This is a genomic window from Ligilactobacillus hayakitensis DSM 18933 = JCM 14209 (assembly GCF_000615845.1).
Taxonomy (GTDB): domain Bacteria; phylum Bacillota; class Bacilli; order Lactobacillales; family Lactobacillaceae; genus Ligilactobacillus; species Ligilactobacillus hayakitensis.
On record NZ_BAML01000019.1, the window covers coordinates 1 to 15,411 of the forward strand.

Annotated in this window: 13 protein-coding genes and 1 pseudogene; 1 reads left to right on the plus strand and 13 read right to left on the minus strand. The window is 36.6% G+C overall.

The window, feature by feature from the left end; genetic code table 11:
- Positions 1-54: 54 nt before the first annotated feature.
- The 10 genes and pseudogenes from JCM14209_RS05975 to JCM14209_RS09260 form a co-directional block, all read right to left on the minus strand.
- The gene (locus JCM14209_RS05975; protein WP_035520069.1) at positions 55-1,254 is read right to left on the minus strand and encodes an MFS transporter; all 1,200 of its coding nucleotides are present in this window, start codon (positions 1,252-1,254) and stop codon (positions 55-57) included.
- 24 nt (positions 1,255-1,278) lie between these two features.
- Entirely contained in the window at positions 1,279-1,503 is a 225-nt protein-coding gene (locus JCM14209_RS05980) for a hypothetical protein (RefSeq protein WP_025022638.1), read from the minus strand.
- A 663-nt stretch (positions 1,504-2,166) separates the two neighbouring features.
- Entirely contained in the window at positions 2,167-3,588 is a 1,422-nt protein-coding gene (locus JCM14209_RS05985; RefSeq protein ID WP_025022639.1) for an NAD(P)H-dependent oxidoreductase, read from the minus strand.
- 10 nt (positions 3,589-3,598) lie between these two features.
- Entirely contained in the window at positions 3,599-4,204 is a 606-nt protein-coding gene (locus tag JCM14209_RS05990) for an NADPH-dependent FMN reductase (protein WP_025022640.1), read from the minus strand.
- A 113-nt stretch (positions 4,205-4,317) separates the two neighbouring features.
- A complete protein-coding gene (locus JCM14209_RS09245; protein WP_225349694.1) occupies positions 4,318-5,532 on the minus strand; it encodes a serine hydrolase in 1,215 nt (404 codons plus the stop codon).
- An 83-nt stretch (positions 5,533-5,615) separates the two neighbouring features.
- Positions 5,616-8,336 carry a KxYKxGKxW signal peptide domain-containing protein gene (locus JCM14209_RS09250; protein WP_025022641.1) on the minus strand — a complete coding sequence of 907 codons (2,721 nt, stop codon included), beginning with the start codon at positions 8,334-8,336 and terminating at the stop codon, positions 5,616-5,618.
- A gap of 111 nt (positions 8,337-8,447) precedes the next feature.
- Positions 8,448-9,077 (minus strand): Lreu_0056 family protein, encoded by a 630-nt coding sequence (locus tag JCM14209_RS06005; RefSeq protein WP_025022642.1) that lies wholly within the window; start codon positions 9,075-9,077, stop codon positions 8,448-8,450.
- Positions 9,078-9,084: 7 nt separating this feature from the next.
- Positions 9,085-10,122 (minus strand): DUF4767 domain-containing protein, encoded by a 1,038-nt coding sequence (locus JCM14209_RS09710; RefSeq protein ID WP_025022643.1) that lies wholly within the window; start codon positions 10,120-10,122, stop codon positions 9,085-9,087.
- A gap of 84 nt (positions 10,123-10,206) precedes the next feature.
- Positions 10,207-10,809, minus strand: coding sequence for a YdeJ family lipoprotein (locus JCM14209_RS06015; protein WP_025022644.1), 603 nt, complete (start codon positions 10,807-10,809; stop codon positions 10,207-10,209).
- 60 nt (positions 10,810-10,869) lie between these two features.
- Positions 10,870-11,628, minus strand: a pseudogene (locus tag JCM14209_RS09260) (NADPH-dependent oxidoreductase).
- A 162-nt stretch (positions 11,629-11,790) separates the two neighbouring features.
- Here JCM14209_RS09260 and JCM14209_RS06025 point away from each other — a divergent pair.
- Entirely contained in the window at positions 11,791-13,179 is a 1,389-nt protein-coding gene (locus tag JCM14209_RS06025; RefSeq protein WP_025022645.1) for an MFS transporter, read from the plus strand.
- 37 nt (positions 13,180-13,216) lie between these two features.
- Here JCM14209_RS06025 and JCM14209_RS06030 read toward each other — a convergent pair whose 3' ends face one another.
- Genes JCM14209_RS06030 through JCM14209_RS06040 form a run of 3 tightly spaced genes read right to left on the minus strand, consistent with a single transcriptional unit; the run spans position 13,217 to position 15,340 of the window.
- Positions 13,217-13,654, minus strand: coding sequence for a hypothetical protein (locus JCM14209_RS06030; protein WP_025022646.1), 438 nt, complete (start codon positions 13,652-13,654; stop codon positions 13,217-13,219).
- 49 nt (positions 13,655-13,703) lie between these two features.
- Positions 13,704-14,441: an oxygen-insensitive NADPH nitroreductase gene (gene nfsA, locus JCM14209_RS06035; protein ID WP_025022647.1), complete on the minus strand. Its 738-nt coding sequence runs from the start codon at positions 14,439-14,441 to the stop codon at positions 13,704-13,706.
- Positions 14,442-14,452: 11 nt separating this feature from the next.
- Complete coding sequence (locus tag JCM14209_RS06040; protein WP_025022648.1) at positions 14,453-15,340, minus strand: LysR family transcriptional regulator; 888 nt, start codon at positions 15,338-15,340, stop codon at positions 14,453-14,455.
- Positions 15,341-15,411 lie beyond the last annotated feature (71 nt).

Consider the following 15,411-nt stretch of genomic DNA (forward strand, 5'->3'; position numbering starts at 1 on the left):
GTCCACTTAAATAACTTTCTACAAAAAACAGCTCGGATTAAATCCGAGCTGTTTTTATTTATCTGATATTTTTCGAGCCCACATAACAAGACATAAATCAACACCGATAAATAGCGCTGTAAATAAAAAAACTGCTTGATAGCCAAAGATACTTGAAACACTTGAACCTAAAAGTGGTCCAATAACCCCTCCGCTTGCTTGGAAGGATTGGTTGTATGAGAAAATTCGACCAAAGGCTTCAGGGGGAACATTCACTGTAATAACGGTTTGTACCGCTGGCATTAAAGCGGCGTTAGCAATTCCAAAAATAAAGCGTAAAATTCCTAGCCATAATGGTGAACTAACAAAAAACATTGGAATAAAGATGATGACACTCGCAATCATCCCAACTGTTAATACCTTTTGTGGTCCAATCTTATCAATTAAATCTCCAACTTTTTTTGCAACTAATAACGTTCCAAATCCAGGAGCGGCCGCAATGATCCCACTTACTAGCGAAACATTACCTTGTCCATGCATTAATTGCTTTACTAATAAACTAACAATCGGTGAAATTGAAAGTAATGACGCGTTAATTGTCATTGTAGAAATAAACATCACAATAATTAACTTCAAGTTTGGTACTTGAGCGAATAGTTCTTTCATTGGCTTCATTTCACGTTTAGGAACTGGTGTAAAATGTTCTTTTGTATTAAATAAAGTTAATAAAAAGGCAATCGCCATTAAAAATCCCGTAATGAAAAATGGAATGCGATAACCAAATGCTCCAGCTAAAGCCCCACCAAAAATAGGGCCCAAAAGATTCCCTGAAACCGTTGCTGTCATCATGTTTGACATAACTGAACCAGAGCGTTGTCTTGGAGTTTCTCCAGCCATAAAGGCGGTTGCATTATTAATATATCCTGAAAAAGCTCCTTGAATTAATCTTAAAATAATAATCGTCCAAACATTGTGTGCCAATCCAACTAAGGCAATCGTAAATGTCATTACACCAGAAGCTCTCAAGCACATTAACTTTCTTCCTTTACGATCAGCCAAACTTCCCCAGTAAGGTGAAACAATTGCTTGAGCTAGATAGGTTACTGAAAAAGCTAATCCTGAATAAAAGTTTAATTGGGCATTGCTAAAATGATCAATTGTTTCCATATAAAGCGGCATAAACGGCATTGTCATTGAAAATCCAAGTCCGGTTATAAAGCATCCTAGCCATAAGGAAATAAACGTTTTCTTCCATGTTTTAGGATATTCTTGCATTGAAGTTGTCACAATATCACTTCCTTATTTAATTCCTAAGTCTTTCAACGCTCTTTTACTTCGCCGAATCTTATTATAATCGCTTAGACAAAGTGTAATTTCAAATGCCGCAATGATAGCAAGAGACCAGTCAAAAACTTCTTTAATTCTAGAAATACAAAAAATCGCAAATATTAACTGAATCATGATTGAGCCATATCGAAATTTAACTTCTTTTTGTAACGCTTTTATTTTTTGTTCTCGATCCATCTTCTTCCCTCCCTTTATTTTCTTATCCTAATTATTTTATCACTAAAATTATAAATTAACTAAATTACATACAAAATCCCTTTTTATTTCCCGTATTTAATAAAAATTAACATTTTTTGTGCAATTTTAATGAATTCCACTAAATTTAACAAAAAAACCTATGAAGTTTCACAGAAATTTCACACTTTCCGATTGCACAATTTAGGAATATATGTTATATTATATTCAGAGTTAAGAACAAACCTTTTATATCATTTCTCTTACTTAATCAAAAAATCAAATCGCGGTAACGTTGTGTTGTTGTTGTTGTTTGTTGTTGTCGTTACCGCGTAAATACAATGTTTGTAATCTTACTCCTGCGGAATGCTAACGGTAGTTTTATCGTTAGCTTTTTTATTTTAATCAGATAAAGCCACCTAGAAATCCGGGTGGCTTTTTATATTTCTTCTCATAAAGTATATCTTTTGTTTTATTTCCAAAATATAGTAATCAAAGTTTTAAGTATCCTTTTTGTGAAGCATATCTGTCCCCTACCATAGGAACACCCATCTTAACCATCTTTTATCGCAATTTTGAATTATCCCATAAGTCTTAGCTTTCAAATTGCCATTTTCTTAATTCAAAAAAGCCCCAGATTTCTCCAAGGCTTTTAACTATATAATATTATTCTTCTGAGGCGCCAGATGTTGCATCTGTTTGGTTTTCTTCGATTGGATAATCTTGCTTTGGTTCTTCCACAACTTCATCTTCAGAAGCGCCAGATGTTGCGTCCAATACTGCTTCTAAGCTATATGGATTTACTTCCGGTTGGCTTGTTGGAACTGGATCTTCTTTAACTGGTAAATGAGGAACACTATCATCATTTGACGCACCAAAAACAGCATCAACTGGCTCAGATTTAGGCATTCCTGGCATCTTGCTAGCTGATTTATTTGAAGCACCTGATGTTACATCCGGTGCGTTTTCATCTTTAACCAATTTTTGTCCTGTCATTTCTAAATATGACTTCACAATTGGCCATAAATCTAAGACCCATTCATTAACTCCACGGTACTTGCCGTTTTCATCATACATCCCTTTATAGTAATGCATAATATGTTTTTCGTTAATTTTATTTCCTGGAACTGGCATTTGAACTAAATCAGTTTCACGTGTTCTTAATTGATGAATTACATGCTTCACCCCTACTTTAGCTCGGTCTGGGTGAACTGAATCCATTGATGAACCCGCTTGACTTGGATCTCTTGGAGCAAGCATTGAAGGACCATTATCCGTTGTTCTGTTATAGTACAAGAATTGGTTGTTATCATCAGCGAACGTTAATTCCATAGGCATTGTTGTTAAGAACCAATTCAACTGGTCAACACTCAAAACCCCACGGTCTAACTTCACATAATCCTTACCTTCTGCAGCATTTGTTTTTTCAGCTGCTTTTTCTACCCAGTTAGGATCTTCCATATCAACGCCATTAATAGTTGTATCAGTTCCTTGAGAAGCACTAAGGTCTTCAGATTTCCAATCGCCTTTAATATTATTATTTTTTTGCATCGCATTGAGCACATTTACCCATTGAATAAAGTCTTTTACAACCGTTCCTAAAAAGCCAACTGTGCGTTCATCTTTAAGCTTACCATCTTCATCAAAAGCTTCATGAGCATTGCTTAAAAGAAATTCATCTTTAGGCATGACCAAAGCATTGACTCCTGGTGATTCAAGAATTTGACGTAAGTCTAATTGGGCTCTTGATGAACCTTGTTTAGTTGTTGAAGCCCCTACCAATAAGACTGGCTTATCGATGAAAGGATGAAGGGCTGATGATAACCATTCAATTACACTCTTTAAAGCCGGTGAAGTTGTGTGGTTATGTTCTGGAGTTGCCAAAATAACCCCGTCAGCATCTTTAATGCGGTTGTTAAGGTATTGAACAGCTTCATTAGGTTCAACCCCAGTTTCAAACATTGGAACATCTTTAATTTCAAGGACTTCAATATCAGCTAAATTCTTGTAGTTATTAGCCATGAATTGAAGTAATTTACGGTTATATGATTTTTCAGAAATACTTCCGACAATTCCTACTAATTTCATCACTTGCCTCCTATTCTTCTACTTTAAGATATTGTGCTTGGCTACTATTTAATCTAGCTGTTACATCAACATTCTTTGCAAATTGAATATATGTATTAAATTGCTTCATTAAATTTTCTAATTCCACAACTTTTTGTTCATCCTTCAAATCGCCATTTTCATCAAATGCTTGAAGTGAGTGACTTAAAAAATATTCTGAACTTGGCATTACTAACGCACTTAATTCCGGTGCATCTAAAATTCGGCGTAAGTGTGCTTGGGCTCTTGAAGCACCTAAAGTTCCATATGAAGCTCCGATAATCATCACTGGTTTACCGATAAATGGTCGCTTAGTGTATGATAACCAGGCTAAAGCATTCATCAAGACCGCTGGAATTGAGTGATCATATTCTGGAGTAGCAATAATTACGCCATCAGCCGCTTCAATTTTAGCGGCAATTTCTAAGGCTTCATTTGGTACTTGATCAGCTGTCCCTTTAAAAAATACTGGCAATGAGCTAATATCAACTAATTCAACATCAACATCTTTGTTAAAATGTTTTTTTACATATTGCATTAATTTAAGGTTAGTTGAAGCTTTTGAATTAGTTCCGGCAATTCCGATATAGTGCTTCATTAAATATCACTTCCTATTAAATCAGTTTATACTTATATTGTGGCACGATTTAACACAGTTTGCAAGCGTTAAAAAAGCCTTTCCTAACTATATAGAAAAGGCTTTCATCGGCATTATTTGGCAACTTGTAAATTAATCGTTACTGGTTGTGATTTTTCTGGAAATAACATTAAATGTCCTGCAGAAGTATCAGCTTGGTTGGATTTTTTATCCCAATTAACTTTAGCTTTGATTTTATTGATATCTGTATTTTTGGGTAACCAAACCGTTTTTGCTTCAGCTTTAAGAGTTACTTTTTTACCCGCAATTGTTGTTGTTTGATATTTTTTTGGTAAAGTCTTGGTATCTTCAAACGTTATCGGCTGTTGCTTATCCATCACTTTATTAATCATGTTTTGCGTGACAATAAATTGATTTTGATATTCATCAGGAACATTCAGCACTACAGTAATCACGCGACGATTAGCAAACATCCCCGTCCCTACAAAACAATATCCAGCTGCATCAGTTTTCCCCGTTTTTAATCCATCCATTTTTCCATTTTTAGGAGCATAGGGCATTTTATCTAACATATAATTAATATTTTCCATCATATAATCATTGCCGGGACTCACTGTAAAATTCACTAATGGCTGCTTCGTAATATCTAAAACTTCTGGATACTTAGTAATTAAATGGCGTGAAATCAAAGCCATATCATAAGCTGAAAATCCATTTTCAACGTCCTTATCAACGCCTTTAAGTTTCATTTCACCTAATTCACCATTAGATAGCCCTATCATATTATAAATCTTAGCGTCCGTTACTCCTGCTTCATGTGCCACTTTTTGCATCTTTTTGTTAAAAGCAGCTGTACTCCCCGCATCCGCAATCGCTAATGCTTCGGTACTCCCATCGGCAGAAACAATCATCATTGATTCAATTAATGACTTGACTGTATATTGTTGACCTGCAACTAAAGGAACATTAGAAAAGCGCCAATCATCTGCCATCTTCGCTACCGGTTTAGATGCGGTTATCTTTTGATTCCATTTTAATTTTCCTGCTTTAATATCTTCCATTAAAACATCCAGTGTTAAAATTTTTGTCAAAGAAGCCACTGGCAAAAGTTGACGTGAATTTTTCTGATATAAAATTTGTCCTGTCTGCGCATCTATCATTACAGCGGCCTTGGCTGTCACTTTTTTTGTTTGTTCTTGACTTACTTCACCTGTATTTTCCTGTGGTATTTGATCTTGAGCTTGCGCTTGAACCCTTGTTAACGGCCCTAATGTTAATAACATCGTTAAAAAAGTCAAACCAACTTTTTTTAATCGTGCTTTTTTCAACTTATTTTTCATCCTATCTTCTTTTTTTACTCTAAAACAAAAAAGAAGTTGGAAATTCAACTTCTTTTTTAGCTTCATTAAGATTAAAGCTTGTTAAATTGTGTTTGTACCAATTGGTAGAAGTCGTTAAGAGTGTAACGTGCGCCAAAGAATCGTTGGCCGTTACGTCCCCAGTAACCGCCATCTGCACCACCATCTGGATCAGAGTGGTCTGTTCCACCTTGGAAACGACTAACATCACTATGCGTCCATAAAGTACCTTTTCCACCATTGTTACGGGCAACGGATGGTGTCATGCCGTAATTCTTCATGATTGTGGCTGTATAGTAAGCAGCATTTACTAATTGCTTAGCAAATGACTTAGCATCATGAACTTCTGTTTGTTCAAATTGAACAGAATCAGGGTTGCCTTTAGCGCCAGAACCCCATGCATGGTAGTCAGGATTTGAGATTTGGTAAATGTAGTTACCATCGATAAAGGCGTGTACAAAGGCTTGGTGGAAGCCTTGGTCTTTGTTCTCGCCTTCATTTAATTCAAAAAGAATGTCGTTATCAATTCCTGAGTAAGGAGATGCTGTTTCGTGAACGATTACACGTGTTGGCTTACCACTAGCTGTTTTATAATGCATATCAACATCATCAATATTAACGGCATTTCCATTGTTAATCAAACGACCTTTGTACCCATAAGTAATCTTAACTGGTTGAAGGCTGTTGTTAATAATGTAAGCATTAGCGCCCCCAACAAGGCTACGGTTACCATTAGCGTCGAGGTAGTATACTTGGTTGCCTTGCTTAGTTAATGTATTACGTGCAGCCTTGTTAACAACTTTGCTTTCGATAGCCCCAGTTGATTTGTTTAACTTGTAGTGATATCCGTTGGCGTCAACATCACCGTATAACATTTGACCTTGGCTGTTGTAAAGCACTGTTTTATTTTGATCAGCAATATATTGTTCACCGGTCTTCATTGCACCTGATGACTTGTCAAATAAGTACCAGTGACCACCGATGTATTGTTGGCCGTATTGCATTTGACCTTTTTCATTGTAGTATACAGTCTTGTTTTGTTCAGGAATGTAACGGAAACTAGTTCTCATTGCACCAGTTGACTTGTCAAATAAGTACCAGTGGCCATCAATGTATTGTTGACCATATTGCATTTGACCTTGATTGTTGTAGTAAACTGTCTTGTTTTGGTTAGCGATACGTTGGAAACCTGTTTGCATCACACCGTCATTGTTAAATAAGTACCACTTACCATCAATGTTCTTTTGGCCTTTAGCTTGTGCACCTGAGACACGATCAAAGAACATCTTCTTGCCATCAATCGTTTGGAAACCATATTGCATTTGGCCTTGGTTGTTGTAGTAAACAGTTTTGTTTTGACCGTATGCAGCCAAGTTTTGGAAGCCAGTTTGCATAGCACCTGAGCCTTTAGCAAATAAGTACCACTTACCGTTGACATTTTGTTGGCCATATAACATGTGACCATCTTGATTGTAATAAACCGTCTTATCTTGACCGTAAGCTTTTAGGTTTTGGAAACCTTTTTGCATTGCACCTGATGACTTGTCAAATAAGTACCAGTGGCCATCAATGTATTGTTGCCCATATTTCATTCTTGCATTGCTCTTATCATAGTAAACAGTCTTGTTTTGATCCTTAATATATTGGAAACCTGTTTGAACCTTACCTGATGATTTATCAAATAAGTACCAGTAACCATTGATGTATTGTTGACCGTATTGCATTTGGCCTTTGTCATTGTAATAAACGGTCTTTTTTTGGTCCTTGATATATTGGAAGCCTGTTTTTACTTCACCTTTATCATTGAATAAATACCAGTGACCGTTTAAGTATTGTTGGCCCGCAGCTTTTAATTGAGCTCCTGAAGTAGTGTTGAAGTAGTAGTTCTTACCACCAACCGTTTGGAATCCATATTGCATTTGACCTTGGTCGTTGTAATAAACAGTCTTCTTTTGGTCGTTAATCCATTGGAAGCCCATTTGCATTACGCCGTTTTTGTCAAATAAGTACCACTTGCCATCGATGTTCTTTTGACCACCTTGAGCGCGGGCACCTGAGCTTTTATCGAAGTAATATTTATTATTGTTAATTACTTGGAAACCATATTGCATTTGACCTTGATCATTGTAATAAACGGTCTTGTTTTGACCGTATGGTGCAAGGTTTTGGAAACCTTTTTGCATTGCACCTGATGATTTATCAAATAAGTACCAGTTTTTTTCAATGTATTGTTGACCGTATTGCATTTCACCTTGTTGGTTATAGTATACCGTCTTGTTTTGGTCTTTAATGTCTTGGAAACCTGTTTGTTTTTGGTTAGTTTTTGTATCAACTAAGTACCAGTGCTTGTTTTCATAAACTTGTTTGTATGTAGAAGCTTCTGGTGTTGCTTGAGTTGTGTCATCTTTAGTAACAGTAGCTGGCGTTGTTTCAGGGTTAGCTGAGGTTTTTGCTACTTGTTTTGTATCATTGTTTGTAGATACTTGTGCTGCTGGTTGTGTTTGTGTTGCAGCTTGAGTTTGTGTTGCTTGTTCTTTAGTTGCAGCTTGTGGAGCAGGATTATCTAATGTAACTTGCTTTTGTTGATTATCTTGTGCTCCTTGAGTTGGAGTTTCAACTGCTACTGGTGTTGCTGCTTGATTATCTGTATTAACGTCAGCATGTGCATCTGTAGTTGTTAGATTTACCCCTGCAGCTAAACCGAAAAATACTAACGGTGCCACTGCCCAGCTTTTACCGGCTTTGTACATTTTAAAACGTTTTTTAACTTCCATTTTCTTCTCCTTGATTCATTGATTAACTTCTTTAGCATAACATTTTTTTAAGCTTAATTAAACAATCTAAGTCGTATAAAATTAAAAAAACTAGGTATTTCACCTAGTTTTTTAGAATACGTCAGTTGCTGGCTTTATTTGCGCTGCAATGCCATCAATTTTTTGCTTTTGTTCTGGTGTAGAATAGTACTTATTAATCAAATCTTGATAAGATACTCTAGTTTCTTTCATCGAAGCTTCGGCATTAATAACATCTGGTCCAGTTTGCTTTTGCTTGATGCTGACTTGATTGCCAATTTTTTTAAAGTAAAGATTCCACGATCCAGTTCCTCCTGGAGAAAGGTAATCATATCCTTTTATCGCAGGAGCATCGCCATATGGATCTTCAACTGTTCCATATGTCATTGTTGACGGCTCAACTGACATTTCATATTCATCTTCTTGAATGATAATCGCACCTAAAACTTGCGTTGATAGATTTTCAACAACTTCTTGTGAACTTGAGCTTGTTGCGCTACGACTTGTTGTTTTTGCTTCCTCACTACTTGAGGTAGTTGCTTGTTGTTTTTTACTTTCAGTTGCCGTTAAAATATCAACTTTTTCTAATTGACTTGATTGCTTCAAATAACTTGCTTGTTCTTTTTTACTTAAGTCATCAAAAGACACTTGTTTTTGACTACATGCACTCAAAGTCATTGTCATGGCTAATAATATCACGCCTGCTTTAAATTTATTTTCCATAAAACTCCTACTGTGTTATCTTGTTTCTAATTTCTCTCATGACGTAGTATTCCCCTTGTTCTAGGTTAACAATCCGTCCGTTATTAATCTGATTTCTAACTGATTCTTTATTTTCATCTAACCAAGCTTGAGTACGCCCAATTGGAATATTAATCACTCTAACTTGATTTGGACCAACTTTTTGAAAGATAGCACTATAAGTAGTATCTTTCATTGGATTAGAAGAAAGTATATAAGTATTATTTTGATAACTAAGATCTGGTTCTAGTTGCATATTTGAGACATTGGTAACATGTATACTTGCTACAGCATTAATTACGCTTTCGACATCCCACCCTTTAGGCTTAGCGATTAAAGTCCAATAGGCTTTAGCCAAATCTTCTTTCGTTACTGCTGTCCCTTCAGACTGACTTGATTTACTTGCTTCTTGATTAGAAGAAGTTGAACCTGTACTACTTCCTCCTGCAATTGATGCAAAAGAACTAGCGACTTGTTGGTTAGCTGTTGGCTTAACCACAGTCACGCCACCTTCTGTTGTTTGGTCAACTAAGGCAACAGGTTGTCCGTTATGAAAGGCAAAAAGATAAGTGATATGGCCTCCAGCCATTGCCCTTTTATTATAGTTGTAAATCGCAACTACATTGTAATCATAATTTCCTTTCCCTGTTGGGGTGTAGCCTATAGAAATGCGTTGTCCGTTCATTTCAAATGGCATTGTTTTAAATACATCCGGATAATCAGTTCCAACAATTGTATGTAAAGGTGCTCCCCCAGTATATTTTTGATACGACTGATTCATCGTTGGTGCCCATGAGTTGATAAATGCCTCTAATTGTTGATCTTTGTTAGAATCCCAAGGAGTTGTACTCTTCTTTTCTTCTGATGAGCTTTGTGAACTCACTGAAGAAGAAGCACTACTAGATGATGAAGCCGGTGTTGAAACACTGGTCTTTTCTTCTACAACTGGACGAGTTTTATTTTGACAGGCAGCTAATGTTCCAAGACTCATTATTGTTACTGCAAATAATATTAATTTTTTTCGCATCTTTTATTCCCCCACTTTTTATTACACCTTAATTATAACAAAAAGACATATCTAGTAACTTACTAAATATGTCTTTTCTTCATGTTATTCATTAATACTGTGCTTAGTTCCGTTCGCAAGAATTGAGCTAACTTGTTCATCAGCAAAAGATTGATCCATCCATCTATTATCTTGATAGTGTGATGGAAAAGCATACGCGATAAATTCCGTATCACTAATCCGTTTAATTACTGAATTTCCTGCAGCAAGTGGTGATCCGTAAATCGCATAAGTTCCTTCTGGGTAATGAATTGTTGCAGCAGTAGGTTCAACTGTTTTCCCACCTACTGCGTTAAAGCCAACTTCAGCTCCACTTGAATTGGGAAAAAGAGTTCTAAAAGCTGCTTCCGCAAAAGCTTGGTCAACTGGCAAACCATTTTGAGATTCACTCTTTGCGGTTTTTGGGGTTGTTGAAGCTGATGAAGAACTAGCTTCTGTCGGAGTTGAACTTTCATAACTTTGCTTTGTTGCTTCTTTTTGACTTTCAGCCGCTTTTAAATCAACTTTTTCTAATTGACTTGATTGCTTCAAATAACTTGATTGTTCCTTTTTACCTAAGTCATCGAATTGGACTTGTTTTTGGCCGCATGCACTCAATGCGACTGCGCAAATTGATAACGCGGTCGTTAACATTAATTTCTTTTTCATAAATATCCCCCTGTATATTCTGCCTCCCCAATTATACACTATATTTCACGCTAAATTTTTTTAATTTAAATCTAGCGCCAAGCCTTGTTGATGCAGCGCTTCAATAATGTCATCTCTTTTTAGGTGCTTAGTTTCAAGCTTTGGTCCTGAAATTTGCTTAGTAAAACTGTCAATTCTGCGATTAGTATCACGTAAATCATAGTAGGTTTCAACTTTAGCGTCGTAATCTTTTAAAGCTTCTACCTTAAAATTACGTGGATATTCATTTTCAAACGTTGTGAATTCAAGCGGTAATCTGGGTTTTAATTGCGGTTCTTGATCAGGCACACCAACTTGAAGCGCCAACACTGGATAAGTCATTTCGGGTAAATCCAAAATTTCTAAATAACGCTTCGGATCATCATTTAACGACCCCAAAATTACTACCCCTAAGCCCATACTTTCAGCGGCATTAATCATGTTTTGCATCGCTAAAATCGCATCTTGAGTCGCTTGGAAATAAAGGTCTGCGGTATGCAAACGGCCGTCATCAAACCCTTGTTGGCGCCGAATTTGAACATTACGATATAAATCAGCTAAAAAGATGAATAAATCGCCCTTATCGCCAATATAAGGTTAACCTGAAATTTCACGCAGCGCTTTTTTCTTTTGGTCATCCGTAATATGTAAAATCGAAAATTGTTGAGTAAACATGCTGGTTGAAGTTTGTCGTGCAACTTCATAAAGGGTTGTTAGTTGTTCTTTGGATAAGGTTTGATCCTTAAATTTACGAATTGTTTTGTGATTTAATTGGTGTTTAATCGTTTCATTTTCAATCATTTTGCTTACCTCACATTCAGCTTTTTCTCTAGTATACCACTAGAATTTATCGAAATTCTTTGCTTTATTCTGTTCAAATTCGTGTTATAATATTTCTTGCTGAAAAAAAATCCATAACAGGCTGTCTTGAGGGCGGCCTTTTTGTGTGAAAAGGAGGAAAATATGGAAAAAGTTAAATCAAAAAATATCTACGTAGCCATTTTTAGTGCGGCGATTGTGACTTTCTTAGGAATTCTTAACGAAACTTCAATGAACGTTACTTATCCAACATTAGTCAAAGAATTCAATATTCCGTTGTCATCAGTACAATGGATTACCACCGGTTACCTTTTAACCGTAACAATCATGATGGGAACAACGGCTTATTTACTCCGTCAGTTCAAAGCACGCTACTTACACTTAGCCGCAACCTTGATGTTTACGCTTGGGATCATCATTTGTGCTACAACTAACAATTTTGGGTTAATGATGGTTGGCCGGGTTATTCAAGGCATGGCAACTGGGATTACCAGTCCTATTATGTTCCACTTAATTTTTACGCAAATTCCGCGTAATAAATTGGGTGTTATGACAGGAATGGCGGGGATGGTTATTTCATTTGCTCCTGCTTTAGGGCCAACTTATGGCGGTGCTGTCTTAGGCGCTTTTGGTTGGCGTATGATCTTTTGGTTATTAATACCATTAATTATCATCGCCATGATTTTAGGTCAAATATACATTCGCACCGAAGCAACTGGAAATGATAAACCATTTAGTTACCTTGCTTTTGTTTTAATGGGCATTTCTTTAGTCTCATTTATTTATGGGATGTCACTTATCGGAAGTATTGGCTTTGCGCTTAAGTTTTGGTTATTTATGCTTAGCGGTCTGGTTTTTGGGGCCGCATTTATCTTTACCAACAACCACGGAAAATCTCAATTATTGCACCTAGGAATTTTCTTGAATCCTTCGATTGCATTAGCGGGATTCACCTACTTTTGTCTTCAATTCATTAACATTGGATTATCAGTCGCAATTCCTGTTTACTCCCAATACGCTTTAGGGGCATCATCACTGCTTGCCGGTTTCATCTTACTTCCGGGCTCAGTTATCGGAGCATTTTCGGCTCCGATTGGAGGACATGTTGCTGATAACTATGGACCTAAACGTCCAATCATGTTAGGAATCTCAATGATTGTTCTTGGTACTTTAGGCTTTATTCTAACTCAAAACTTACTGACTCCAATGTTTATTTTAGGAATTTACATCATTGTGCGCGTCGGCTTTAACATTTCATTTGCCAACACAATGTCCAATGCGACAACTTTAGTTGACCACAAGCATTCATCAGATGTTAACTCATCATTTAACGTGCTCCAACAATTCGCTGGATCACTTGGAGTAAGTATCGCAACTGCGATTATTTCAATTAATCAAAAAAATGGTGTAGGTTCAATTGCTCATCGTACATTTATCGGTGGAAAATATGTCTTTATGATGTTCTTTTTCCTTGCTTTTTGTGCCTTTATCGCAATCATCTTGAACTTCAAGCATCAAAGTAAAAATAAATAAAAAATAAAGCTAGGACGTAAAAATCCTAGCTTTATTTTTAGCGGGCGTTCACTGCATGAACAAACCCGATATAATTCATAAAATCACCAATCCGTTTGCGGTGAAGATTCATATAAGCCATGTTACCACTTAAAATATCTTCTTGGCTTAAACCGCAAACAATCTCAGCCCATTTAATATCTTTTTTTTGATGATGCATGTAACGCGCGATGATTGTCACGGCGGCGATACATGCGTTATGCATCTGTGTACGAATGTTATCTTGGGACGCTTTTTGTTCTAATGAAAAACGCATCCATCGCATGCGCATATCTGTATAAGTAAATGCGGCATTCAAAAGTGCATCAAATAACTCCTCACATTCACTATCGCATTGACCTACACCATCTATCAAGCCATGGTAAGCTGTGCTCATTTCTTCAAACGTCATTGCATCTGGCATGTCTTGATAGCCTTCAAAAGTATACTTATTCATTTTTTCCCCCATGTTGTTGTTATTGTGTACATTTCATTGTACCACAAAATTAGCTTTCTAACGAAAATCCTTGTTTTTTCAAGAATTCCGCAACTTGAGGGCGCCGAATTTCAGCGAAGAATTCGCGATTCTTTTCTGACCAATTCGTTATTTGCTCGTTTGTTTGGCGATTACCATAGTATTTTTCTGTAATTTCATCGTAAGCACGTAAATCAGTAAAACTTGCTTCATCATAGCCGTTTTCGCTATAAAAATTAGCGAGCGGTAATCTTGGTTTCACCGCATTTTTACTTAAAGGCTTGCCGATGGTTAAGCCAAACAATGGGACCGTGTGATCGGGTAAATTCAAGAGGTTCGCAACTTCAAAAATATCATTACGAATTCCTCCAATATAACAAATCCCTAATCCAAGTGCTTCGGCTTCTAGGGCCATGTTTTGCGCCGCTAACGCTGTATCGACAACACTAACCGTTAAAGATTCCATACTTGAAACTCCAGCTAGACTTTGGCCGTTTTGCTCCAAGATGTGGGCTTGACGGTGTAAGTCCGCTACAAATACGAAAAATGCACCAGTGTTCATCACATACGCATCACTTCCAGAAATTTCTGCTAACTTCTTTCTTAAATTCATATCCGTAATATCAATAATTGATACGGCTTGAACAAAGTTAGAAGTTGAAGCGCTGTGAGCAGCTAAAACTAGCTTTTCCTTAACATTTTTGTCTAATGGAGCCTTGTCGAAATCACGTACAGATACATGTGATTGCATTAAATTTAATAAATCCATTTCTTTCTCCTTTAACTTGGATCAACTTGCCATGCTGCTTGCATTTCTTCTAAAAAGCGCTTGGCAATTGGCGTAAAGGTCTGATGTTTTCTCCAAGCAACATATAAAGTCGTGGTTAACTTTGGAACTAATGGTTTAAAAACCAAACCTAATTCAGTTGTGGCAATCAGGTGTTCAAAGGTTAATAAATATCCAAGTCCTTCTTTAACAAAGATACTGCCATTATAGCTTAATTGGAAGGTTCCTTCAAAATTCAATTCCGCTAATTGTTTTTCACTGCACCAATTAGCGAAGTCGTTTTTAATTGCTTGATTCGATACGAAAAGTGGTAAATTCTTCAAATCGTCATATGTAATGTACTCTTTTTGGGCTAAGCGATCGGATTGTGGGAGAACTAGTCCCCATCTATCTTCTTGTGGTAGTGCAAAATAATCATATTTGAGTTCATCGGGCTTTTCTGCAAGCACAGTAAAATCTAAAATTCCTTTATCTAACTTCTCATTAACTTGATTGGTATCACCACTCAAAATATGGTAGCGAAAATCTGGATATTTCTGACGGAAATCCTTAATAAAACGTGCTAAATAGCGAACTTGGTAAGATTCCGCCATCCCTAAATACACGTCTCCGCCAGTAACTTCATTAATTCCTTGAAATTCTTGTTCAATCTTATCAGCCATCGCTAGTAAATCTTGTGCGCGCTTTTGGAGCAAAATGCCTTCATCGGTCAATTCGATCCGAAAAGCATGGCGAATAAATAATTTCTTTCCTAACTCTGATTCTAATTTTTTCAATGCTTTTGATAATGTCGGTTGAGTTACGTGTAGTTGATTGGCAGCTTTTGTCATATTTTCTTCGCGCGCCACGGCAACGAAGTAACGTAAATTTCTCAATTCCACAAAATCACCTCAAAAACTATTATACCATATTCATTCTTTTATTGCATATCTTACTAACTATCATTCCTTTT